At 49.8% G+C, this 23,803-nt stretch carries 23 protein-coding genes and 1 pseudogene; 14 read left to right on the top strand and 10 right to left on the bottom strand.

From position 1 onward, the window contains the following. The first annotated feature begins 22 nt into the window (after positions 1-22). The 5 genes from ACXAFR_RS18245 (at position 23) to ACXAFR_RS18225 (ending at position 3,963) form a co-directional block, all read left to right on the top strand. Positions 23-649, top strand: coding sequence for a ZrgA family zinc uptake protein (locus ACXAFR_RS18245; protein WP_475179311.1), 627 nt, complete (start codon positions 23-25; stop codon positions 647-649). Between the two features lie 10 nt (positions 650-659). Continuing rightward, the gene (locus ACXAFR_RS18240) at positions 660-1,118 is read left to right on the top strand and encodes a Fur family transcriptional regulator (RefSeq protein ID WP_475179309.1); all 459 of its coding nucleotides are present in this window, start codon (positions 660-662) and stop codon (positions 1,116-1,118) included. A gap of 14 nt (positions 1,119-1,132) precedes the next feature. Continuing rightward, a complete protein-coding gene (locus ACXAFR_RS18235) occupies positions 1,133-1,540 on the top strand; it encodes a MerC domain-containing protein (RefSeq protein WP_475179308.1) in 408 nt (135 codons plus the stop codon). 168 nt (positions 1,541-1,708) lie between these two features. Next, on the top strand, positions 1,709-2,806 hold the full coding sequence (locus ACXAFR_RS18230) for a CobW family GTP-binding protein (protein ID WP_475179305.1): 1,098 nt from the start codon (positions 1,709-1,711) through the stop codon (positions 2,804-2,806). A gap of 305 nt (positions 2,807-3,111) precedes the next feature. Then, a complete protein-coding gene (locus ACXAFR_RS18225; protein ID WP_475179302.1) occupies positions 3,112-3,963 on the top strand; it encodes a right-handed parallel beta-helix repeat-containing protein in 852 nt (283 codons plus the stop codon). Between the two features lie 61 nt (positions 3,964-4,024). Here ACXAFR_RS18225 and ACXAFR_RS18220 read toward each other — a convergent pair whose 3' ends face one another. Then, positions 4,025-4,600, bottom strand: a complete 576-nt coding sequence (locus tag ACXAFR_RS18220) for a pyridoxamine 5'-phosphate oxidase family protein (protein WP_475179300.1) — start codon at positions 4,598-4,600, stop codon at positions 4,025-4,027. A 142-nt stretch (positions 4,601-4,742) separates the two neighbouring features. Here ACXAFR_RS18220 and pdxR point away from each other — a divergent pair, with 142 nt between their 5' ends. Then, positions 4,743-6,143 (top strand): MocR-like pyridoxine biosynthesis transcription factor PdxR, encoded by a 1,401-nt coding sequence (pdxR, locus tag ACXAFR_RS18215; RefSeq protein ID WP_475179298.1) that lies wholly within the window; start codon positions 4,743-4,745, stop codon positions 6,141-6,143. Between the two features lie 24 nt (positions 6,144-6,167). On the opposite strand, the gene ACXAFR_RS18210 is transcribed toward pdxR, so the two are convergent. Together ACXAFR_RS18210 and ACXAFR_RS18205 are read right to left on the bottom strand one after the other, a co-directional pair. Further along, complete coding sequence (locus ACXAFR_RS18210; RefSeq protein WP_475179296.1) at positions 6,168-7,793, bottom strand: methyl-accepting chemotaxis protein; 1,626 nt, start codon at positions 7,791-7,793, stop codon at positions 6,168-6,170. A 300-nt stretch (positions 7,794-8,093) separates the two neighbouring features. Further along, the gene (locus ACXAFR_RS18205; RefSeq protein ID WP_475179294.1) at positions 8,094-8,615 is read right to left on the bottom strand and encodes a hypothetical protein; all 522 of its coding nucleotides are present in this window, start codon (positions 8,613-8,615) and stop codon (positions 8,094-8,096) included. Positions 8,616-8,679: 64 nt separating this feature from the next. Between ACXAFR_RS18205 and ACXAFR_RS18200 the strand changes: the two genes are divergently transcribed. Further along, positions 8,680-8,925 carry a helix-turn-helix domain-containing protein gene (locus tag ACXAFR_RS18200; RefSeq protein ID WP_475179291.1) on the top strand — a complete coding sequence of 82 codons (246 nt, stop codon included), beginning with the start codon at positions 8,680-8,682 and terminating at the stop codon, positions 8,923-8,925. 41 nt (positions 8,926-8,966) lie between these two features. Beyond that, a complete protein-coding gene (locus ACXAFR_RS18195; RefSeq protein WP_475179289.1) occupies positions 8,967-9,272 on the top strand; it encodes a hypothetical protein in 306 nt (101 codons plus the stop codon). Positions 9,273-9,412: 140 nt separating this feature from the next. Here the strand turns inward: ACXAFR_RS18195 and ACXAFR_RS18190 are convergent, their stop codons facing one another. Continuing rightward, the gene (locus ACXAFR_RS18190; protein WP_475179449.1) at positions 9,413-9,688 is read right to left on the bottom strand and encodes a hypothetical protein; all 276 of its coding nucleotides are present in this window, start codon (positions 9,686-9,688) and stop codon (positions 9,413-9,415) included. Positions 9,689-9,711: 23 nt separating this feature from the next. On the opposite strand from ACXAFR_RS18190, the pseudogene ACXAFR_RS18185 reads away from it, so the two are divergent. The 3 genes and pseudogenes from ACXAFR_RS18185 to ACXAFR_RS18175 all read left to right on the top strand — a co-directional run. Further along, positions 9,712-10,550 (top strand): annotated as a pseudogene (locus tag ACXAFR_RS18185) (IS30 family transposase); the annotation flags it as partial. Positions 10,551-10,906: 356 nt separating this feature from the next. Then, positions 10,907-11,557, top strand: a complete 651-nt coding sequence (locus ACXAFR_RS18180) for a Maf family protein (RefSeq protein ID WP_475179285.1) — start codon at positions 10,907-10,909, stop codon at positions 11,555-11,557. A 168-nt stretch (positions 11,558-11,725) separates the two neighbouring features. Next, on the top strand, positions 11,726-12,925 hold the full coding sequence (locus tag ACXAFR_RS18175) for a cytochrome b/b6 domain-containing protein (protein WP_475179282.1): 1,200 nt from the start codon (positions 11,726-11,728) through the stop codon (positions 12,923-12,925). Positions 12,926-13,008: 83 nt separating this feature from the next. Here ACXAFR_RS18175 and ACXAFR_RS18170 read toward each other — a convergent pair whose 3' ends face one another. Then, positions 13,009-13,614 (bottom strand): DUF3299 domain-containing protein, encoded by a 606-nt coding sequence (locus tag ACXAFR_RS18170; RefSeq protein WP_475179281.1) that lies wholly within the window; start codon positions 13,612-13,614, stop codon positions 13,009-13,011. 140 nt (positions 13,615-13,754) lie between these two features. On the opposite strand from ACXAFR_RS18170, the gene ACXAFR_RS18165 reads away from it, so the two are divergent. Together ACXAFR_RS18165 and ACXAFR_RS18160 are read left to right on the top strand one after the other, a co-directional pair. Then, positions 13,755-14,444 (top strand): ABC transporter ATP-binding protein, encoded by a 690-nt coding sequence (locus tag ACXAFR_RS18165; RefSeq protein WP_475179279.1) that lies wholly within the window; start codon positions 13,755-13,757, stop codon positions 14,442-14,444. Further along, positions 14,444-15,685 carry an ABC transporter permease gene (locus tag ACXAFR_RS18160; protein WP_475179276.1) on the top strand — a complete coding sequence of 414 codons (1,242 nt, stop codon included), beginning with the start codon at positions 14,444-14,446 and terminating at the stop codon, positions 15,683-15,685. Before ACXAFR_RS18165 ends, ACXAFR_RS18160 begins: the two co-directional genes overlap by 1 nt. Positions 15,686-15,711: 26 nt before the next feature. On the opposite strand, the gene ACXAFR_RS18155 is transcribed toward ACXAFR_RS18160, so the two are convergent. Continuing rightward, positions 15,712-17,175, bottom strand: a complete 1,464-nt coding sequence (locus tag ACXAFR_RS18155) for a glutamine synthetase family protein (protein WP_475179275.1) — start codon at positions 17,173-17,175, stop codon at positions 15,712-15,714. Then, complete coding sequence (locus tag ACXAFR_RS18150; protein WP_475179274.1) at positions 17,172-18,515, bottom strand: Rieske 2Fe-2S domain-containing protein; 1,344 nt, start codon at positions 18,513-18,515, stop codon at positions 17,172-17,174. The genes ACXAFR_RS18155 and ACXAFR_RS18150 overlap by 4 nt, the downstream gene beginning before the upstream one ends. Before the next feature lie 269 nt (positions 18,516-18,784). Here ACXAFR_RS18150 and ACXAFR_RS18145 point away from each other — a divergent pair, with 269 nt between their 5' ends. Further along, positions 18,785-19,564 (top strand): IclR family transcriptional regulator domain-containing protein, encoded by a 780-nt coding sequence (locus ACXAFR_RS18145; protein WP_475179271.1) that lies wholly within the window; start codon positions 18,785-18,787, stop codon positions 19,562-19,564. A gap of 82 nt (positions 19,565-19,646) precedes the next feature. Here the strand turns inward: ACXAFR_RS18145 and ACXAFR_RS18140 are convergent, their stop codons facing one another. From ACXAFR_RS18140 to ACXAFR_RS18130, 3 genes are all read right to left on the bottom strand, one after another. After that, positions 19,647-20,960 carry an NAD(P)/FAD-dependent oxidoreductase gene (locus ACXAFR_RS18140; RefSeq protein ID WP_475179270.1) on the bottom strand — a complete coding sequence of 438 codons (1,314 nt, stop codon included), beginning with the start codon at positions 20,958-20,960 and terminating at the stop codon, positions 19,647-19,649. Then, positions 20,957-22,333, bottom strand: a complete 1,377-nt coding sequence (locus ACXAFR_RS18135) for an aminotransferase family protein (RefSeq protein ID WP_475179268.1) — start codon at positions 22,331-22,333, stop codon at positions 20,957-20,959. The genes ACXAFR_RS18140 and ACXAFR_RS18135 overlap by 4 nt, the downstream gene beginning before the upstream one ends. A gap of 397 nt (positions 22,334-22,730) precedes the next feature. Then, positions 22,731-23,789: a D-cysteine desulfhydrase family protein gene (locus tag ACXAFR_RS18130; RefSeq protein WP_475179266.1), complete on the bottom strand. Its 1,059-nt coding sequence runs from the start codon at positions 23,787-23,789 to the stop codon at positions 22,731-22,733. Positions 23,790-23,803 lie beyond the last annotated feature (14 nt).

Here is a 23,803-nt window from a genome sequence, read left to right as displayed (position 1 = left end):
TACAGCCCTTGGGAACAGAATTATGAATAAACCCTCTGTATTAACAGCGACAATCTTTGGTTTGTCACTATTTTTAGCCATTCCCAATGGAATTGCAGAAAACCACTCGCAGCAACCCCACGTCCATGGAGTTGCCGAAATGCTCGTCGCTCTCGACAACAGAGATCTCATCGTTGAATTGCATTCTCCGGCGATGAATTTGTTGGGTTTCGAATCCGAACCGACCAGTGAAGCAGAGCGGGCAGCGGTAGCCGCTGTTCAACGACAACTCGAACAAGAGTCGTTACTTGATTTCCCCCAAAGTGGCTGCAAGCTACAACAGCAGTCGCTCGATATGGGAGGGATGGATACACATGAGCAACATGATCATGACGATCCAGAAGAACATGAACACGAACACGAACACGAACACGAACACGAACACGAACACGAACACGAACACGAACACGAACACGAACACGAACACGAACACAGTGATATTACATTAACGTACACCTATCAATGCCCAACGGAAAGTTCCGTTACTGAATTGCGGACACGTCTGTTTGAGGATTTTCCTGGAGTGAAAACACTACAAGTTCAATGGATCGTCAACGGCATACAGGGGGCTGCGACGCTAACACCGGACGAATCACAGATAAGGTTCTAACACAACGACGATGCTGAATATTCAGGAGATTCTCGACTTCGCTGACAACAGCTGTCGAGCAAGCGGCAGACGGCTAACACAAAAACGACGCCTAGTGTTGACCGCACTACTGCAGTCTCCTAAACCCTTGTCGGCCTATGAACTAATCACCTATTGTCAGCAACAATTTTCTCTAACACTTCCGGCTATCTCAGTATATCGGATCCTCAACTTTCTTCAGGAAGGACATTTCGTACATAAACTCAACTCCTCTCAAAAATATATAGCCCGCACGCTCACCAATGATTGCGTTGACCAGTACGCACCGCAATTCTTAATCTGCTATTCCTGCGGCAATGCTATGGAAGTTACGATTAACGACCGCGTCATTCAGCAATTAAAACAGCAGGTTGAACAAACCGGCTATCTTTTGCAGAGCCCAAAGCTGGAAATGCACTGTCTCTGCCATGAATGTATCAAGAAGACTTAAAAAGGATGATACCAATGAAACACATTTCTTCCCGTTTTGATTCCTTAGCCATCGGAATATCCTTCCTTTGCGCTCTGCATTGCCTAATACTTCCAATTCTTCTCGTCATACTACCGTCTTTATCTATCGGCTTTCTGGCGGACGAGGAATTTCACTTCTGGCTGTTATTTATTATCGTACCGACCAGTCTAGCAGCGTTAATTCTAGGCTGCAGAAAACACCGGCGCTGGTCAATTATGGCCACTGGACTAGCAGGGCTCGGTATAATATGCCTATCCGCTGTTTTGGGGCATGACCTGATTGGCGAGACCGGAGAAAAGGTTACAACGCTGGTTGGCAGCATTCTGATTGCGTTTAGTCATCTTAAAAATTACAAAATTTGCAATACAACACACTGCGATCCCGTTATTACTATTGAGTAAATTGCAATGAATACACTTAGTAACCAACATACTGTAACTACTTCCAGTTAGGCTCCGTACAACATTTCTGTTTTATACGGGTCGCCACACCGAGTACTCCTTCATTCTAACTGATTCCTAGCCACTCGTTTGAATGCAATCTCAACATAACGTAAAAGGCACCAGACGATGAAACAATCCGAAACTCAACGCAATGAAAAGCTCAAAAAAAAATTGAAAAAAGCACCTCCTCTGGCCGCTATTCCCACCAACATTATTACCGGGTTTCTCGGCGTGGGTAAGACAACTGCCATACTCGATCTTCTGCATCAAAAGCCTTCAAACGAACGTTGGGCGATCCTTGTAAATGAATTTGGAGAAGTCGGAATAGATGGGGAAATGCTTGTAGGAAACAACACCGAAGAGCAAGGTATCTTTATCCGCGAAGTACCTGGAGGCTGTATGTGCTGTGCCTCTGGATTGCCAATGCAGATTGCCTTAAATATGCTTCTGGCGCGAGCCAAACCAAATCGACTATTGATCGAGCCTACCGGTCTCGGCCACCCTCATGAGGTCATGGCTCTGTTGACGACAGATTATTATCGCGAACTACTGGATTTGCGAGCGACCATAACACTTGTAGACGCCCGCAAAGTTAGCGATTCCCGCTATACGGAACATCCCACGTTTCTAAAGCAATTGGATATCGCCGATATTATCGTCGCCAACAAATGCGACCTCTACACCCCCCAAGACTTTCCAGATCTGCTTTATTTTCTGGAAAGTCATATGAACCTGCATCAAAAACTGGTCTTGCCCACCTCACAAGGTGTAATCAAAACCTATCTTTTGAATCAAAAAGCTCGGGAATATCAGAACGTCCATCACCATCACCATCACCATCACCATCACCATCACCATCACCATCACACAGATTCCCTCGATAATGCGTTAACGTCACTGCCTGTGGATCTGCCTGAACAGGGCTATCTCAGTATTGATAACGCAGGCGAGGGTTTTGTGAGCCGCGGCTGGATCTTTCATCCTGACTGGGTTTTTAACGCCCACAAACTGTCAAACGTTATATCGGGAGTCGACGCCGAACGCGTAAAAGGTGTTTTTCGAACGGAGAAAGGCGTGACGGCATACAACAAAGCGGACTGTGTCTTGACCGAACGTACACTGACCTACAGCGTTGATAGCCGCATAGAATGCATCAGTCGTGATTTCCAAACGCTGTCTCATCTCGAAGTCGATTTGCTGAATGCTGTTTTGGTTCATAATTGAATTTATTTTTAAAAAGGAACAATTTTCCTAGAAAAAAATAACAGAAGCTTGTATGTGTAGCCCATAACAATAAATGCGTAGTCTTTCGATTGTAAAACACCACCGTCATTAGTCACCGATCCAAATAAAACAAAAACAAACACCGGTTCCGGTCAACGGAATTTCTATTGATTTATTTTGACTAACTTCAACGTGAGGTTGCTGCGTCCAACATTCGCGGCTCAGTCAAAGCCTCCAACTGACGGCCAGCAAGTTATATGCAGGCTTACAATCAATAAAAATCCATCTACTCAGGTGTTTTCGATATGGACAACAAACGCTATCTACGGAAAATTATTAGCACATCGATCTTCTTTTTGGCACTCAACGCAGCACAATCCCACGCGTATGATACCAGTACGATTCCCAGTAACCCTACGTCCTCCATTAGCTTGCTTGACTATGAAACCTATGATTTTGGTGGGCGCACCATCAATGGCGATAATATTCAAGACAGCGGGCTGTTTCGATGTATGAACCGTCGCGGCGTCGTCATCAAAAATGTCACGGTCACCGGCAGTCCTCGCTATGCGCTTTTTGCTCGAGGATGCAGTAGCTTTACCATTGAAAATTTTAAAATGGTCAACAACCCCAACAGCGTTGGTGGCATTCGTTTTGATCAGGGCACAGCAAATCTCTCCGTGACAATCAACAACATCGAAGCCGATGTTCAAGGCGGCCACGCACTGGAACTTTGGGATGTAAACGGTTTTACCATCGGCAATGTCAGCGCCAATGATACAGGCGGTTGCGGCTTATTGGTGAATAGAAGTCGCAATGGCACCATCGGCAATGTCACTGGCTATCGCAATGATCAATTTGGTGGTTATGCCACATTGCGATTCGCAAATAACGCAGGTCCGAATCTCAGCGCTAATGAAGTGTTTTCCCGTGATTCCGGCCGTGGCTTTTTTACCGTATCCGGTTCGAATGGCATCAGTGTTGCGAAAGTTGATGCTCACCGCTCCAATCGTGAAGCCATCTATATTCAGGGAAGCAGTGATGTCAGCGTCGGTCGCGGTATTGCACGCTCCGGGGGCACGGCCAACTGCCGAATCAGAGACAGCTCCAATTCAAATTTAGGCAGCGTTGACTGTGGCGGATCAATTGCCGACTAATCTCTATCATTAACTGCAAATGGCGTGGCTCAAAGGGACTCTTTGAGCCACGCCTGCAGGGTTAAGCAGGAATGACACCATTCCAAACCGGCAACAATAAATCTTCAGGCTCTTCTTTGGGGCCGCCGCTCCTTGTTTTGAAAGCGCCCTCTTCTATCGGGAGTTTGTAGAGTGCTGTCGCTTTGCGCTCCTTTTCATTGGGTGGCCTTACGTTATCCCAGCGACCGGGCTCTATCTGATCAATCACAGCCTCAAACGCGCGATCAAACATGGCGGAATCCGTTACCCGCTCAGGTCGGCAATAGAGTACGACAGATTCGTAATTGGCACTGTGGTGAAACGCGGATTTGCTGAGCACCCACTCGTTGGTACGAGCAAAGCTAACACACAAAATATCGCCACGATCCATCTGTTTTGAGAGCCGCCCTCCGTTTAAGGTATGAACGTAGAGATCGTCGTCCAGTCGCCACAAGGTAATTGGGATAATGCGCGGCTCGCCACCCTCAACAAAGGCAATGTGACCGGTTTTTAATTGGTCGATGAGCGCATAAGCCGGAGCCCGTTCATAACTGGCACGTTGCGCGGCGCGTTTAACCTGACTGCGAGGACAACAACTCAGCGGGTTTACATCGTTCATAATCTCTGTCTCAATCGATAACAAAAAAGGTGGTTAGCACCTGGGACTTCACGATTGAACCCTGAAACTGATACCCTGGTAAGATCCAGAATGTAACAAGCCATGGTACCAGCAAGTGCGTCAGACCGCGTTGAAAGACATTGTGTTGAACAGAGCTCAGCCCCTGCAGCCGCAGCTCTATCGACAGTTGGTTGAGATGATTCTGAGCGGACGACTCCCGGCAGCAACCCGTTTGCCCTCCAGCCGACAATTGGCGGAAGACGTTAACATCAGCCGCAATACTGTGCTGGCGGTGTACGATCAATTAAAGGCAGAAGGCTTTGTCCAGTCGCAGTCGGGACGAGGAATATTTGTTCACCACGATATTCGCTCGGTGCAACCCTCCCCCATTGGCGCATCACAAGATCAGGTAAGGCCGCCGCCAAACCGCGCCGGGGAAAACGCCGTTGGAACCTGGGCCAGCGATCAAGACAACACACTGCCGTTCACGCCCGGATTACCCGATCTCAGCGCCTTTCCCATCAAAGCCTGGAATCGCGTCTGGCACCATCATGAATCCCGCACCGCGCTTATGGGCTATGATTCCAGCCAGGGATTTTTACCGCTACGACAGATACTCGCGCACTACTTGCAGGTTTCACGGGGACTGCGCTGTCACTTCGATCAGATCATCATTACCCAGGGCGCCCAACAGGCACTCTCGATTATTGCCGATGTTCTTCTGCAGGCGGGCGACGACGTTCTTATGGAAAACCCAGGGTATCGCGGTGCCCGCCGGGTCTTCCAAGATAAGCAGGTTCGGCTTAAGCCAATTCCCCTTAAGCATCAGGCGATTGATGTCTCTGCACTGACGACGTCGGCCACCGCAAAGCTCTTGTACTGTACCCCAACCCATCAATACCCAATGGGCGGCAGCCTGGACATCGCAGAGCGTCTGCAACTCATTCGCTGGGCAACGGCTCAACAGAGCTGGATTATTGAAGATGACTACGACAGCGAATTTCAATTTGCCTCCAAACCTTTCGCAGCAATGCAAGGTATGGAAGACAAAGCGCCTGTACTCTACGTAGGCAGTTTTAGTAAGACTTTACTGCCCGCCATGCGGATTGGCTATCTCGTTGTACCAGAGACTCTGGTCGAACCCATGGTATTTCGCAAACGGGTTTCCGGCGGCGAAAGCCCCTTGCTGATTCAAGCCGTGCTGGCGGAGTTTATCGAAACCGGGCAGTTTCAAAGGCACTTACGCCGTATGAGGCAATTGTACAAACAGAAATGGGAAAGACTGATGGCGGCCATTGCACAACAGCTCAACGGGCTTGTCACCCCCATTGCCGAAAGCGCTGGCATGCACTTAGTCACAAAATGCCAGGCCGATGATCTCGAGCTGGCGAAAGCACTGTACCAACGGGGTTTTGGGCCAGCACCTCTAAGCGATCACTTTTTTGCTGATACGCCAGAGTCAGGATTGGTGCTCGGATTTGCGAGTGCAACCGAGCAAGATATTGAGAAATGCGTAAAGGCCATAAGAGACCTTATAGCGTGATCCAAAAGATAAGGTAGTTTTGCACTACCGAGACTCGGCCAATTGACGCATAATCACATCAAAGTCTTCACGAATCGACTTGATGCGACCGGCGGCGCTCATTACCGTATCGGCCTGACTTGCAGACTCGCTCGCGGTACTGGCTACATCCGAGATGGTTTCTGACATTTCAGAAGATACCTTGGCCTGCTCATTGGCGGCCAAGACGATGCGACGATTGGTATCAGAAATCTCTTTTACCTGTTCACGAATGCTATCTAATGATTGACCCGCCTCATTCAGATTACGAACGCTTTGCTCAGACGTCGATACTCCGGATGAAATCGCCGCAGCTGCATTTTGGGCACTGGACTGCACGTTATTGATGATCTGATGAATCTCTGCGGTTGATTCTTCCGTTCTCTGTGCAAGCGTTCTCACCTCGTCGGCAACTACGGCGAAACCTCGCCCTTGCTCTCCCGCTCTAGCCGCCTCAATCGCTGCATTCAGCGCCAGAAGATTCGTCTGCTCTGCGACCCCACGGATCACTTCGAGAACTTTTCCGACCGATTCCACATTTTCTTCCAGCACCTGCATGATGCTCGCTGTATCGGCCACTTGCGCTTTCATGTTCGACATCGCTTCGATCGCCGTATCCATCACTCTGCGACCTTCAACGGCCTGCTCCGATGCATGGCCAGATGCATTAGCAGCGTCATTGGCTTGCTTTTCTACCTCTACGGCCGTACTTGATAGCTCGACCATGGCAGCAGCGGCAAGATCCGTACGTTGATGTTGAGATTGCGTCCCGGCATGGATTCTTTCACTGGTTTGGTTGAGCATATCGTCGCTGTCTTTTAATTCCATCAGAGCTGTGCTCATACGACCGACGAAGCCTTTCAGTTTATTCTGCAACTGCGAAATACAATGGGCCATATCGCTGAGTTCCGCGCAGGATTGCTCAGAAATATGCTGATCATAGCTGCCACTGTCCAGGCCTTTGATCTTTTCAACCATCTCCGTTACCGGCCGTGAAATTCGATACATACTGATATACCATGCAAGCCCGGAAACCAGAGCAAGTGCCGCGAGCATCATCAGAGCCAGAGTACTGAAAAGTGTTTTTGATTCATCCGCTAATTGCGTCGCCATTTTATTTGCGGTCTGCAAAATCTCTTCTGCCGCCGCTTCTAATTTTTCAGTAGGTTCTCGATCAATACCACGAACAAACTGGTCTCCAGTTGATGGATTAAATCCATCATTTTCGTAGGCTTTCTTACCGTTACGATAGGATTCCAAGGCAGCTCCGTGTGACTGCCTGAAACCTTCCAATAACACTTTTACGCTATCAATCCTCTCGTCCCTGATCATCTTTTGGCTGGTGTCCTGCAATGACGCTTGCAACGCTAGAAACCGCTGCCAGTATTTGTCCAGATCTTTGGGGTTATGTCCTCTCAACAAGACATTTTTCCACTCCTGAACCTGCTTTTTATAGTCACTGACAGCACTTTCAATCGCAAAGGATCTCGCCATATCATGCTCGATCAGCGCTTGATACTCTTCAATCTTTTTATTCGAAAAATAGAGACAAATAAAGGCGCATATTCCTATTAGGAATGTACTGCCGATACCAACAGTCAGAACATAGACACGTAAACTTGGCTTTCCCATAGACCTATATAACATCTGAGTGAATTACACCTAAAGTATAGGTATTATCCACAAAATTGATAACATGGCCCCCTTCTTGGCAGGTTGGTTAACCTGCCACAGGATCTGTAGTGTTCACTCTCTTCTCAATGGTAAATAACACAGCAACTTACAACACCAAAATGAACATCAAACTTTTGAAGAGAATCTAGAGACCTAAGTTATTGATAGACTAGAATCGTGGAGAGCAGTGTTCAGGGCATCGTCAATTCAATTTAAGGAAGCTCTGATTAATTACCTGCGCTGCCATCGCTGCGTTAATCAGAGGTTCCTTAAATATTGTTCAACGATTGTGTTTTCTAACTGATCGAGAGATTCTCCCATCATCTCAGTGGGATTTTCACCCACTTGCTCAAGCGGTGTAACTACCGCTGTTTTATCTCCCACCTTTCCCTCAAGAAACAAAGCGCTATCGTCGGTTAGCTCATACAATGTGTCCACCTCTGCCATGAGCCCTTCCCTGGAATTTTTAATAGAAAGGTGTGGACCTTTATATGTCGTTTCTATCAACATAAATAGAATTTCTTTCTGATACTTCCTTTCATCGAAATAGCTAGCTGGAATTCCACCGACTAGATATTCAAAATAGACATGCTCTTGAGCCGCGCTTCCTTTTATAATCTTATTTACTTTTATTTTAAAAAGCGCGGTATGATATTCTCTATGAACCGGCTCAACGCCCTCATGTAACGATATGAATCTACCCTCAGTTATTGAATCAATCGTCCCTCTGACAATTTTTGATGACTTGCCGAATTCATATACTAAGTGCGACACTCTCATTATTAAGAGATGGGACCTGTGATACTAGAGTCTTTTTACTCCCGCCAAGAAGTGAAAAGTAACCATGAAGTATCAACAGATCACCTTAGAAGAGAGGTATGTCCTGGCTGCGTTAAGAAAACAAGGATTTTCTATTACAGCTATAGCCAGACACCTTAGTCGTCACCGCAGCTCTATATACAGAGAGCTAAAGAGCTTTTTCGTTCGACCTAGATCTTCGCAGAGTTATTGGTCTCTTTATTGCTTGTTGGTCAATACTTGGTCATACTGTAGAACGTTGACCCTTGATCGGCGGCTGAAGATCACATAGGCCGTTTATATTTTCCTCAGAACGTAACGCGGAGGTGGAACATGAAATGCCTGTTATCAAACTTCGTTTTTGTGGTTGCACTCTTCTTAGTGTCGCCCCCTTTATCGTTGATCTTGTTTGTGTGGCTTCTGGTTTACCCAGCGTTAAAACGGAAGGCCAAGCATCGGCGTCACCGTGAATCGGTGAAAAGCAGGGCGTTAAAAACTGAGCGCAGCCGGGTTACCGAGGACACTGAATTTTCCGCTGAAAAGCTTGCGGAGATGAATGACAAGGAAAGCTCTATGGTTGGATATCGGCAGTTTAGGGATGAACTCATTAATGATACCAACTACAAAATTTGGCTGTAGAGGATGGCTGAATTCCAACATTGATGTACATCAGGTAGGTATCTGATAATCCCAGCGCTCTGAGCGCGAGCTGTCCGTAGGTTATGCTGTGTTCAGTCAACGCATAACTTACGGACAGGGCGTTACTCTGAATGGCCTCCCTATTTATCTTCGCGCTCTCCGTCTTGGTACAGATGTTCGGTGTCGAAAGAAGGCCGATCGGGTTGCGCCAGGTGATTTCTGTTTTCGTTCAGTGTTTGAGAAATTTGTTCATATTGTTGAATCTGCGCTTTGCCATAATCCCCTTTAGACGGCAATTCTGCCAGTGCTGTCGCGTAGATTTCCGCGAACTGTTCAAGTACCGGGTCGGCAAGATGAACATTGCCCTGGTCGTCAGAGGTCATCACGGGTATGGGTTGGTTGTTGGAATCTAACACCAGCTCCCCCTCCCGGTCATGGCCTTGATAGAAACAGTTGTCCTCACATTGACGGAGCCTATAGACCGAGCAAAGCCCAAAGAAGAAGAATGGCTAGGAGCCGAAGATCGAGACGCAATTGCCACTATACACACGATGACTTTAAGTTAGTAAGACACCTTCTCCGCCGCAAGCTCAGCCCAGAACAAATTGTAGGCATCATCCGGCGATTGGGATTGATGAAGCGACGTCCAAGCCATGAAACCATTTACCGATATATATGGCGTGATAAAACCGAAGGCGGGACGCTCTGGCAACACCTGAGACAATCACCAAAGCAACGCCGAAAACGCTATAAAGCCTACGATAGCCGTGGCCGACTAGTAGATAAAAGGCACATTTCTGATCGCCTAGTCAGTGTTGAAACCCGCAAATATATAGGTCACTGGGAAATAGACACAGTTCATGGGCGAGGTAGCAGCCACTGTATCGTCACGCTCTCTGAACGAAAGACGGGCTTTGTCATGATTGGAAAGCTGCCAGATAAATCGACTGATGTACTGAATAAGAAAGCCATCAGTTTAATCAACCGTTATCCTGCTATTTTTAAAACAATCACGGCAGATAATGGCACTGATTTTCACCAGTACAAAAAATTGAAGAACGGCACGCTGTGAAGTTTTATTTTGCCAACCCTTACCATTCATGGGAAAGAGGCAGCAATGAAAATATTAATGGCTTGATTCGCCAATATCTGCCAAAGACTGAAAGTATGGCCACACTCACCCAACAACAGTGTGACCAAATAGCTAACCAATTAAATCGGCGCCCAAGAAAACGGTTTAATTACAAAACACCAGAGGAAATGTTTTATGGGTTTTAATCACTATTGTCGCGGTTCAAACTTGATACTGGCCTTCTCTATTTTTTCACCGAACGTTCTTGGCTCTCTCTCATGTCCAGAAAAATTCATTGCCACGAAGAGAGGGAGCTCTTCGTAGTTGGAAGAAGGCCGTTTAGAATTTTCTGGAGAATTAAAAGAGCTATTGCCGCCAAAACAGTACGCTGAAATACTCACTACGATAGCAATAGATAAGAATAATTTCATTGTACGGCCTTTAAAAGTCACGAAGTGAAATGCAGTAGATTCGTCAACAGCCAATTTTTTCCTTTGGCACTATAATAGCCCGCATTTTCTCCATTCATATCTATTTAAACTCTGTCGTCTTAAGTGATCAGATGTCACAATCCCTACTATTTCAGACAGACACAGAAAACCTCAATATGGAACTGATCCTCGCCTCAACGTCCCGCTACCGTGCTCAACTTCTGAGCAAGCTCAACCTGCCCTTTCGTCAGATCGCCAGCGCTGTCGAGGAGGACGAGATTGCAGGTGAGTCGCCGGAATCCCGCGCACGCCGCCTGTCTGAAAAGAAAGCGCAAGCAGTGGCGCAAACACTGAATACTCCGGCGCTGGTTATCGGATCCGATCAGGTAGCTCACTGCCGCAGCAGAGTTCTCAACAAACCCGGAAATTTTGAGAATGCCTGTGAACAATTACGATTCCTTAGTGGACAGACAGCAACCTTCTCGACCGGGCTCGCCCTGTTAAACTCCCAGACCTTCCAATGTCACACCACCTGCATTGATACCGATGTTCATTTTCGATCCCTGTCAGATGCCGATATCGAGAGCTACGTTAGAACGGATCAGCCCTACGACTGTGCAGGCAGTTTTAAATCAGAAGGTTTTGGCATTACCTTGATCAGGTCAATGCACACGGAAGACCCCAACAGCCTCGTCGGCCTACCCCTGATCGCGCTGATAGACTTCCTTCGCGCCGAGGCTATGAATCCCCTATCCGTTTTCACTCCCACGAATGACAATTAACGATTTCACAACCACCGAATTAATCAATTTTTTTGAATAGTTTTTCAGTGCATCCTCCCGTAGCATGGCGGGCTCAGGCTCTATTTAACAGTCCATCCAAATGGGGCTCCGGCGGCCGCAGCCAGCTGTGCTCGGACGTGATGTTTCATGCGATTTCAGGTAATTTACGTGACAACAACTCAATCCTATAACGCTATATCGCGATCGCTGCACTGGTTGATTGCTCTACTCATCTTCTGGGCGATCGTCCTCGGGCTGGTCGCCGAAGAACTGCCTAATTCTCCCGAGAAGATTGAACTCTTTGTCCTTCATAAGTCAGCGGGCTTTACGGTACTGGTCCTCGCCATCCTTCGACTTTTTTGGCGATTAAAATCACCGCCACCGCCCTTGGGACTCAGCCAAAAGCAGGAATCCATGGCCAAGCTGGGGCATTGGGGGCTATACGCGCTGATGATATCCGTACCGCTCAGCGGCTGGTTATTAAATTCCACTGCGGGCTATCCCTTTGCCTGGTTCAATTTGATCTCGATTCCCCATGTGCCGGGTTTAGATAAAGAGGCAAGAGGTCTGTTTGCCTCCATTCATGTCGCGCTTTTTTACGTGATCGCTGCAATGATCATCGGACATGTATTGATGTTGTTTCATCACAAATTTGCCGACGGACTCAATCTTCTGCCCCGGATGTTGCCGGGGAAAACAGCCGTGACAGCAATGGCCTTGGTCGCCGTATTGGCAGCTCTTGTTGGCTACACCATCAACAAAGCCTATAACATTGATACACCTACCGAGAATCAATCTGCAGATGCAGTAGAATCTGCGAGCGCCGCTGAAACGGATAACCCTGCGACAGCAGGCGGCCAATCCACGAGCCCTCTCTGGCAATTGATTCCCGCAAAGGATAATTTCCGGTTTCACAATAGCTATGCCGGAGAAGCCTTTACTGGATCTATCCCCTCTTTTCAGCCGGCCATTTATTTTGATCCAGAAAATCCCGAAGAGGGTCTGCTGGACGTCACTATCGATACCACCAGCATTACAACCAACAACAAAGATTGGGATGCAACCCTAAAATCCAGTCAGTGGTTTGCAACCAGCCAATACAACACAGCCCATTACCTCAGTGAGGGTATTCGAGTAACGCCGGATGGATTTGTTGCCGACGGCAATCTGACATTAAAGGGCATCACCAAACCGATTGCGGTCACCTTTGTTTGGCAAGAGCAAAATGAAGAGGCGATGTTTATTGGCACCGCCACCATCGACCGCCGAGACTTTGAGGTTGGAAGCGGCTCCTGGGCCACCGATGACAGTGTTGCCTTTGAGGTCAAACTCGACATTAATCTGGAGTTGGAAAGAGCCTCTCCCTAACGAACCAGACCCCAGAGCAAGGACGCATACCCTTCGTTTTAATGAGACCGACAGCACGCTGAGAGGCTTGCACAAGCCTCTCGCTATTCCTCATAGGGCTCCAGTAGATCTACCGTCATAGAATAGGCAGATGTCGCGGTATCGTTTTCCACGAGCGTCGTACTTAAGGTTCCGGAGACCCAGTAGGGATCGTACAAAGACGTCATTTCAAACCCTTCGGGATACTCGCCGAAGATGATTTGATTCGGCGGCGGTGGCGGTACATGGATACAGGCGCCGAAAAAAGGCACTAAAAAAAAGGTGGTAATCTGTGTCGGCCCCTTGCCAAATTCTAACGGCACAATAAAACCCGGCACCCGAATCTTCTGTCCGTTGTATTCCGGCACAACAGTGGTACTGACCAACGCTTGCTGGTAAGCATTGTCCACGGCTTGATCAATGGCCATTTGCATCTGACTGGCAATTTGATCCTGCTCTGAACCATCGGCGATATCATTTAGAGAGTCCGGAGGATTCAGCAACGCATCAAGATCTGCCTTGGGCATAAGATCCGTCCACTCAACGGTTTTATACTGATTTTCCCCGCACACCGCAGACATCCAAAGACACAAGAGCGCGACAACCCACGCTCTCCATCGGCGCAATCTTGGGTAGGACAAACCTTCATTCTGAACCGGGCCATTCTTCATAACACGAAACCATCGAAACTTTAACAGAAACGTTATATCATAACATTATGGCCTATGTAACCGACGCTGTGTTGACTTGCTACCCCAACAGAAAAAGTCACCCCCTATTTCATCCCTAGACTTAACCCCATCTTTCGGAAATGCCCACCTTGATTGTCAATATCTCCAATCTCGTCTTTCACTACGATGGCGATAGCCGCCCTCTACTGGACATCCCTACCTGGCAGCTGCAAGAAGGCGAACGGGTATTTCTTCAAGGTCCCTCTGGCAGTGGTAAAACGACGCTTTTAAATCTGCTGGCAGGAATACTGACGCCCACCGCAGGCAGCATTGAGGTTCGAGGCCAGAGCCTTGGCGACATGAGCGGTCGCAAAAGGGACGCCTGGCGAGCACAACATATTGGCATCGTCTTTCAGCAATTCAATTTGGTGCCCCACTTATCTCCTATTGATAACCTGCGCCTGGCGAAACATTTTGCAGGTAACCACACGAAAAATCGCCAACCCCGACAAGAGGAGCAACAACTACTTCAGTCGTTGGGTCTGAAGCAAGACGTGCTCAAACGCCCGGCCAGTCATCTGAGCATTGGCCAGCAACAACGCGTCGCGATCGCCCGCGCACTGATCAATAATCCCGAGCTCGTGATTGTCGATGAGCCCACATCGGCGCTCGACCAGGCCAATCGAGACAGTTTCCTGTCGCTACTGTTTGAACGAGCCTCGCAGCAAGGCACTGCGGTTATTTTTGTCAGCCATGACGACGCACTGGCTGAGCACTTTTCCCGTGTCGACTCTTTGGAATCGCTAAATCGAGCAGGAGTCAATCGCTGATGTTTATACGATTAGCCTTACTCAGTCTAATAAACCGAAAATCATCTGTTGCTCTGACGTTTCTCGCGATCACCGTCAGTGTGTTGGTACTTTTTGGCGTGGAGCAAATACGTCAGCAGGCGAAATCCAGCTTTGGCAGTACGGTTTCAGGTATTGATTTAATCGTCGGTGCGCGTACCGGGGATATCAGCCTGCTGCTCTATTCAGTATTTCGGCTGGGTAATGCCACCAGCAATATTTCCTGGCAGAGCTACCAAACCATCGCCAACAATCCCAAAGTAGCCTGGACCATTCCCATTTCTCTGGGCGACTCCCACAAAGGCTATCGAGTCATGGGGACGTCGCTAGATTACTTTACCCACTTTCACTATGGCCAACAGCAGGCTCTCGCCTTTGCATCCGGAAAAGCGTTTGCGGACACCTACGACGTTGTTCTCGGCAGTCGCGTAGCAGAAGCGCTCGGGTACCAATTAGGTGACCAGCTGGTGCTCGCGCACGGCATCGGCGCAACCAGTTTCAGTGAACACAAGGATTCGCCGTTTCGTGTCAGCGGTATTCTTAAGCCTACTGGAACGCCTGTCGATGAAACGCTGCATATCCGATTGGCAGGCATGGAAGCCATCCATAAGAACTGGCGCAACGGCGTGCCTATACCACAGATGTCTTCGCCTCGTACGACCATGAATTCCGATTTAACACCAGAGTCGATTACCGCTTTTATGGTTGGGTTGAAATCCAAACTGGCAACTTTTCAATTGCAACGACAGATCAATACGGCCACGGATGAACCCTTGCTGGCAATTCTACCCGGCGTAACCCTCACGCAACTCTGGCAAACGCTGTCGGCAATGGAAGACACCTTGCGCTTGATTGCAGCACTGGTACTTTTGGCTTCATTGCTGGGGTTAGCCGCCATGCTGCTGGCGACCATACGGGAGCGGCAACAAGAAATTGCTGTCATGCGCATATTAGGCGCATCTCCTGGATTTATCTTTGCCTTGATTGAGGCGGAAACGTTGGTCATTACCGTCGTAGCGACCTTGGCCGGTTACAGCTTACTGTCACTGCTTCTGGTTGCGGGCAATGACTGGTTGGCGGGCTTTGGGTTATTTATTGACATAAACCAATTGCTAACACCCAATATCAACCTGCTGGGGATGGTTATTGGTAGTGCGGCAGTCATTGGCTTTTTGCCCGCCTACGGCGCTTATCGAAAAGCGCTGCATATGCAGTTGGGGTAATTCATCATTCCCCAACAGAGCGGACATTAAAACAGATCAAAATACTCACGCTGCTCCCAATCGGTTACCTCCTCAGCGAGGAAGCGATGCAGCTCAGCGCGCTTGATGGTGGAATAGTAGTCGACAAACTCTCCCAGACGTTGCCGCCAGAAGTCGCTGTGGCTAAAGGCATCAACGGCTTCCAACAAGTTATCCGGTAGGGTTTTTGCACTGTCATCGTAGGGCGCGTCGACGGCATCCACAGGATTTATTTGCTGCTGAATACCCGCCAACCCGGTTTCAATTTGCGACATAAAATACAAATAGGGATTTGCAGCAGATTCACCCACGCGATTTTCTATGTGTGCCGCAGGATCACCCGGTTGACCGATCACTCGAATCATGGCGCCGCGATTATCCTGCCCCCAGACAATCTGTTTGGGAGCAAGTGAATATGGCCGATAGCGCTTGTAACCGTTGATTGTCGGAGTGGCAAAAATGCAGGATTCATAAGCGTGTTCTAACAGCCCCCCCACATAGTGACGCCCTAGCTCCGATAGTGGCTCGCTACTCCCTTCCGACTGGAAACAATTGGCACCGGTTGCTGGATCTACCAGGGATTGATGAAGGTGCCAACCATTACTGAATGCATTCGGTAGCCCCGGCCGACACATAAACGTGGCGAGCAAACCTTTTCTGCGACAGAACTGCTTGATGGCACTGCGCGCCAGTACCACGTTGTCCGCTGCCGCAAGCCCCTTGACCGGAGCAAAGGTAATTTCACACTGACTGGGTCCAAATTCGGATTCCAACGTGCGCACCGGTAAATTCAGTTGCTGTAACACCTGACGCAATTCGTCAAAGACTGGCTCCAGCTGGTCGTAGCGATTTTCGGTAAGGTATTGAAACCCCTGCGCCAGCATACTGACCTCGGGCGCAGCACCAGGCTGACCACACTGGGCAGCGGCAAGCTTGGCATCGTCCAGGCGATAGACGTAAAACTCCAACTCTAAACCGGCCAGATAGTCATAACCGGCATCGCTCAAACGTTGCAATGATTGCTGCGCCAGTTGGCGCGTCGAAAAAGGAACCGGCTCACCATTGGGGAAATAACAGTCGCACAGCATCCACGCGCTTTTGTTTGCCCAAGGAAGAATTTTAAAAGTCGCGGGATCCGGCAACATGACAAAATCGCTAGCACCGGTCATCTCGCGGCGATTCATACCGCCACCCTTCTGCCAGACGGGGTAAACCGTTTTATGAGCGGTATCTTTTAGCAGCAATGTGGTTGTCATATTGCAACCATTCTCCATCGCTGAAGCAGCCATATCTGCCACCAAGGTTTTACCGCGCAACACGCCATGCTGATCGACAAAAGATAAACGCAGCGTTTCGATACCGGCTGCCGTCATCTGTTGCAGAACATCCGCGCACAGGGTTTGCCGATTGTCGTCATGACATACTCGCGCCGCAAAGCCTGTCGCCCCGATAGAACTGGATGACTGACTCATGACGTTTGCTCCACAACGCCGACGGAATCAGCTTGTAAGGGCGCCTCCCACGGGGCCGCATCGCGGCGCTGCATATCTCTCTCCCGCCAGCTCTCATCACCAGACGGACCGCCGACAATCGCATCGATCGCAACCGGCCCGCCTTTTGCGCTGACAGGAAATCCCGGCAGTTCGGCTAACTGCCCTTCTTCCATCAGTTTGAAACAACGCTTCATCAAGCGCCGATTGGCGGTGATGGCAATATCGCTTTTGGCCAAATGCTCGCGGGTCCGGTCCTGGATGCGCCCCTGAGACTCGACAGCCCACTGGTCATGCACATTAATGTCCTGCCCCATACCCGTGTAGGTCGACGTTGCCTGCTCCTCGGGATTGTAACCCCAGTCATTATGGCGACCGACTTTAGGTGCGTAATTTGGAAGGTCGTGCATCTCCAACCGCTGCTCGCGCATCAATTGACGATCCACCGGTTTTTTAAAGCTGGTAAAGACGGCATACCAATAGGTGCGATGATTATCCACCGGCACATGCCACTGGGTAATGATCATTTCATTACTCATGGGGATGGTAATGGCATTGGGAAACAGTAAATTGGTGATGCGGTAATGCGTGCGCTGCTCATCCAGTTTACGAACGGTTTCCAGGCGCAACCCAAATGACGTCGGCTCGACGTTTATTGCAGGGCGACTGTATTCCCGCAGAATCTGTGTCAGCGGAGCATCGGAATCGGCAGCCGCATCACGAAACTGCTTACCGTAGGATTCCTCTACCGCGTCGTCTTCAAAAAACCGGTGCAGGAAAGATGCATGCACAGGATCAATACCCACTTCTAACGCCTGCAGCCAGTTGCAGTCCCACAAGCCTTTAAACGCGAAGGTGTAACTGTCTGGCGCCAGAAAGCAATCCAGATCCGGCAGTGGCGGCGTCTCTCCCTTACCCATGTAAATCCAGATAACACCACTGCGTTCCTGACAGGGATAGGCCGTCGTTCGCAGGTTTCGGCACATGGGGCTTTCCGGCGGCTCCGCCGGCTGTTCCAGACAACGACCGGCGCCATCAAACAACCAGCCATGGAAAGGACAGCGTACACCCGTTTGCTCTAGGCGGCCGAAGGCCAAATCAACTCCGCGATGGGGACAGTGTCTCTCCATGGCGCGATAGTCACCTTCCGGCGTTTTAAACAGGATAAGCGCCTCACCCAACAGCGTCAGAGGAATCAACGGCCTTTCTGTATTTAGCTCATCGACCAGAGCGGCTGGTTGCCAATACTGTCGAAGTAAGTGACCACCCGCTGTCTGCGGCAGGACACTGGTGAGCAATTCATTTTCACGCTGACTGATCATGGGCCACCTACTGCACAATAAAAGTTTGTATATCGAACATTTGTTTTTTATTATACTTACCTGAGGCGTGTCGGCAACTAATATCCACTGATCACTGCCTGAAAAACCGCCAGTGCGGTTATAATGGCCGATGTATTAGGGTTTATTCGCCGCTACCCCTGGAGGTCCGTATCCCCAACACTCTTCGGCAAATAGACTTTTACCGTAAAAATTGCGCGGATATGGGCTTACACGGCCCGAGATCTGTATCGCTTACACAAGGAGTTTTAATGTCCAGCGCGACAACCCAAGATAAACCCAGAGATTTTGTTGGCGCAGTGGTTCATGTCATGGAAGTCCTGAAGGCGTTTGACGCCGACCACCCCAAGATGACCCTGTCAGAAGTGTCCAAACGTACGGGGTTAGACCGTGCTGGCGCGCGCCGTTATTTACTGTCTTTGGCCCACCTTGGCTACATCAAACAGGAGGAAAAGAATTTCTTTCTGTCACCTAAAGTCCTGGAACTGGGTTACTCCTATCTGGCCACCATTCCATTGTCTAAAGTGGTCCAGCAATATTTGGATGACATTACCGAGTCGACCGGTGAAACCTCCGCCGTTGCCATTTTGGATGACACCGAAGTGGTGCATATCGCCCGTACCAATTCTCCGAAGATGCTGGCGCCGGTGGTCACCATTGGACGCCGTTTTCCCGCCATTGGGACCTCCTCTGGTCGTGTGTTGTTGGCGTTTATGAGCGACGACGATCTGCGCAAGGCTTTACAGGCGATCGGGTCGGATACCATTGAAGCATGGAATGAAAAATACAGTGTCGATTTGGTTTCGATTCTGGAGAAGGTTCGCAAGCAAGGGTATGCGATTGTGGATTCGGAGATTGAAGAAGGCGTACGCTCGCTCGCCGTGCCTATTTTCAACAACGACGGCAAGCTGGTGGCAGCAATGAACATTCTGACAACCATTGCATCCACACCCAGCAAACGTCTGACCGGAGAGCTTCTGCCGAAGTTGCAACAAACCTCAGATACCATACAAAGATTGCTGGTCAGCTAATTATTGCGGCCTGATTCCTGCGCTATGCCCGTGTGTTATAGCGGGCTGCGAACGCCTGCTGTCACTCGCTACAGGGCGATACTCATCCCCGCACCGAATAGCTGCTTTCGGTATTGAGCTGGCGCAATCGAGAGAACACCGCCAGATCAATTTTTCCTCCAGTGTACTTACAGGCGTACTCAACCGGAGAGCGATCGTGATCCTGACCCTGTTCACAGGAATCAATCAAGGTCGCCATCAAATCGCCCACCACACCGGCGTTTTTAAACTGGTGCCCGCTGGTTCCGATCGCCAGGTAATACCCGCCCAAATCGGACTTATCGTAGATTGGAACCCAATCGTCAGAGACATCATACATATCGACAACACCCTGCGCCTGACTGGGAATAGGCAGCTCTGGAATACGCCGCGCACCACGGTAAACCTGTGCCTGCCATTGACGGTCGGTAAAGCCGCGATCCATCGTATCGGGATCATCCACCCAAACCTGCTCGTCACATTCTGGATCACCGGAACCGATGGTAACTTTATTGCCGGTTTCCGGACGGAAATACACGTACAGATCACCGTCAGAGGTCATGACACCCTTGTTTTCAAAATCGAAATTCGGAGGGCTGGACAAATGGTAGACTTCACGTCTTAACGCTCGGGTGCCAATACCCGCATTTTCTGCAACACCTGCCAGGGCATTAATTTGTCGCGAATAAGGTCCGGCGGCATTGACGACAACCTGTGCATCAATATGTGTGCCATCAGAAAGCACAACGCCGGTGACTTGCCCAGCTTCCGATTGAATATCGGTTACCGCCTGCTTTAGCAAAAATTGTCCGCCGATGTGCTCAACCGCTCGACGCAAATTGTGAGCGGCCAATTGAGGATCGCCAATATAGCCCGCGTCTGGGGCAAAAACGCCTCCTGCCAGCTCACTGTCAGATTCACTCGACTCCCAAAATGCAGGGTCATCCACTGAAACCGCTGGCCCCTGTTTTTTAAGATCGAAGAGTGGCAGCCGCGAGTGAATGGTTTCGTTGTCCCAGAATTCATGGGGAATATCCAGAGCACGATAAAATTCCAGCACTGACTGGCGGTCCTGCTCATCGATGCGCAACATTAAATGGCCACAGCGATGGTATTTTGCCAGTCCCCGCTCATCCTCCACACCGAGAAACGCCGCCCAATCTTTCCAGTAGTGGTACCCTTCCCACGCGAGATGTGTACTCGCCAGCGAAGAATAGGAAAACCGCACCACCGCACAGGAATGACTGGTAGAACCGTAGCCGACTTCCGGATTTTTATCGATGTTGATGGTCTGGTAGCCTCTGCGCCCGAGTTGCAGAGCAATGGCACAGCCGATGATACCTGCGCCGATAATAACTGCCGTTTTTTTCTCGCTCATAACGGAGTCCCGGTTTCTTTGCTGAACCAGACAACTGCCTGCTCAGTCGCTTCAACAATTTTCTCAATTTCTTCACGGCCTGCATTCAGCGGAGGACCAAACTCAATAACCTGGTAGGTTCTCGCCAACACGCCGCAATCGCGCAATTTGTTGGTGACTTTGACCATCATTTGCTCTGAAGGAGGAAAAGGTGCACGTGTTTTACGGTCAGCAACCAGCTCAACCGCCGTCAGCAAACCTTTACCGCGAATGTCACCGACAATCGGGTATTTCTTCAAGGTTTCCAACCCTTCGAGCAGATAGTCACCCATCGCAGCGGAATTATCGACGAGCTTTTCCTGCTCCATAATCTCGATATTTTTCAAAGCTGCGGCAGCTGCCGTCGCATGACCACCGAAGCTGATCACATGATTCAATCCGGACTCACGCCCTACTGCGGAATCGAACACATCGGTGATACGACTGCTGACCAAGGTCGCTCCCATAGGCGCGTAGCCACTGGTCAAGCCTTTGGCAACGGTCATGATGTCTGGCTGCACGCCCCAATGTTCAGACGCGAACATCTTTCCGGTACGACCAAAACCATTGATCACTTCATCAATAATCAGAACAACACCATACTTATCCGCAATTTCTCGCAAACGCGGCAGGTACTGATCAGGGGGCAGGTAAATCGACGCGGATGCGGGAATGGGTTCGGCAATAATCGCAGCGACGGTTTCCGGACCTTCGTGCATAATGGTTTGTTCTACCGCATTAATGCAGAACTCAGCATAGGCCTCTTCCGACATCGCTGGGTCGTGGCGATACACATTGTGATGCGGCACCTGCACACAACCCGGCACCATAGGCGCAAAAATCTTACTGTTAAACTCGTGGCTCGCGCCGGAGATGCTCATCGCGTAAAAACTGGAGCCGTGATAGGAGCCGCGGCGGCTGATCACCTTGGTACGTTTTTGTTCACCACGCAGCCAGTGGTACTGCTTGGCAATTTTTAAGGCGGTCTCGACGGACTCAGTGCCACCAGAAGTAAAAAATGCTCGGTTCAAATCGCCCGGCGCCAACTGAGACAGTTTTTCCGCCAGGGCAATGGTCGAAGGCGCAGCAAAATTATACGGTGTTACATAGGCGAGTTTCGCAGCTTGCTCAGCCATTGCCTCTGCCACCTCGCGACGACCGTGACCAATATTGGTGACGAACGCACCACCGGATAGACCATCCAAATAGCGATTACCATGAACATCGGTTAGGTAACATCCTTCACCGTGGGTAAATACCGTCATTCCACCCGGCGCTCTCAGCGCTTGAGGGGATGTCACATGGAACCAGATATGGTCCAGTGCCGATTGTTCCAGGGGTAATTTGTCAGTCATGACCATCTCCGTCTTAACTTTACCGAACTCATCACAAAGCGATGAATCCCTGTTATAAAACCGTCTTACACAGCGTCGGCACATGCGGCCGGATCACTGAAATGTATTTTCTGCCCTGAACGTAAACCGTATCGCCGCGAGGCACAATCGGTCTGTATTCGCAAACGGCCCATTGAAACTGTTTTTTAAACGGCTTTTTTTTACCGCTTTTTAAAACCGCTGTCTGCTAACAGCTTCAACAGATAATGTTCGCATTTCGAATTTATGTTCGTCATTCTATCTATCACAGAAGAGCCCCGCAAGAGTTAATTGGCGATTAGATGCGTTCTGCAAAAGCGGCGGGCAAAAAAATGGCCCCCGAAGGAGCCCATGAACTAGAGTGAAATCAATTGCGGCATTAAGACGCCAAGCCGAGCGTTTCCGGAGAGTAGGCAAACAGTGCTGGCCAACCACCGGTGTGCAGAAAGACAACCGTCTCATCCCGGCGTACAAGACCTTTTTCAATATGGTCGATCAAACCGTGTAGACACTTGCCGGAATACACTGGGTCGAGCACGATGCCTTCAGTCCGTGCCATCATGCTGATCGCGGCGGTACAGCCGCTGGTAACATCACCGTAACTGTCACCCACATAAGCATCGTCAATATCGACCGCGTCGGCACCGGGCACGGCTTTAAGGTCGAGCTGACTGGCAGCAACGGCCATATCCTCGGGTAGCTTTTCAAGGTAGTGCTCCCGCGTACGAGAGACGCTGATTCCCCTTACGTTGTAGGGCGCGCCCAGATTCGCCTGACCCAACATCAGACCGGAATAGGTGCCGCCCGATCCCACCGCGACGTACAGGTGATCGGGCTTGATGGACAGCTCGTCAAACTGGCCAAGCATTTCCGAAGTCGCCTCGATATAACCCGCCATGCCCTCCGGGCTGGATGCCCCAAGCGGCACTAGATACGGTTTCCGACCCTGGGCTTTTAAGCTATCGCAAACATCCTGCAGACTGGTTCCGAATTCCCAACGGGGAACGGTTTCAACAAAATGAATGTTGGCTCCATAAAGGTGATCCAACACCAGATTGCCACGGGAATCACGCGCTTCGCCAGGCACGCCACCGAGCACCAATTCGACTTGTAACCCCAGTTGATTACCCATAGCGGCGGCAATACGTGCGAGGTTGGATTGAAAGCCGCCGCAAACCACGAGCGTATCGGCGCCTTCCGCAATCGCGCGGCCGATAACAAACTCCAGTTTACGCACTTTGTTGCCACCCAATCCTGTACCTGTCAGATCGTCGCGCTTAATATAAATACGCGGACCACCCAACATGTCCGTTAACCGCTCGGCATACATGAGAGGCGTAGGCACCTGCGCGTGCTGCACGCGGGGCATGGCAGACAGCCTGGGAAATTGCTCCAATTGGGCTGCACGTTGCTTGACGTTTTGACTGCTCACTTTCACCTCGATTCCTAACC

Source organism: Pseudomaricurvus sp. ABR4_320 (genome assembly GCF_056159445.1).
This window is presented reverse-complemented; position numbering and strand designations above follow the sequence as displayed.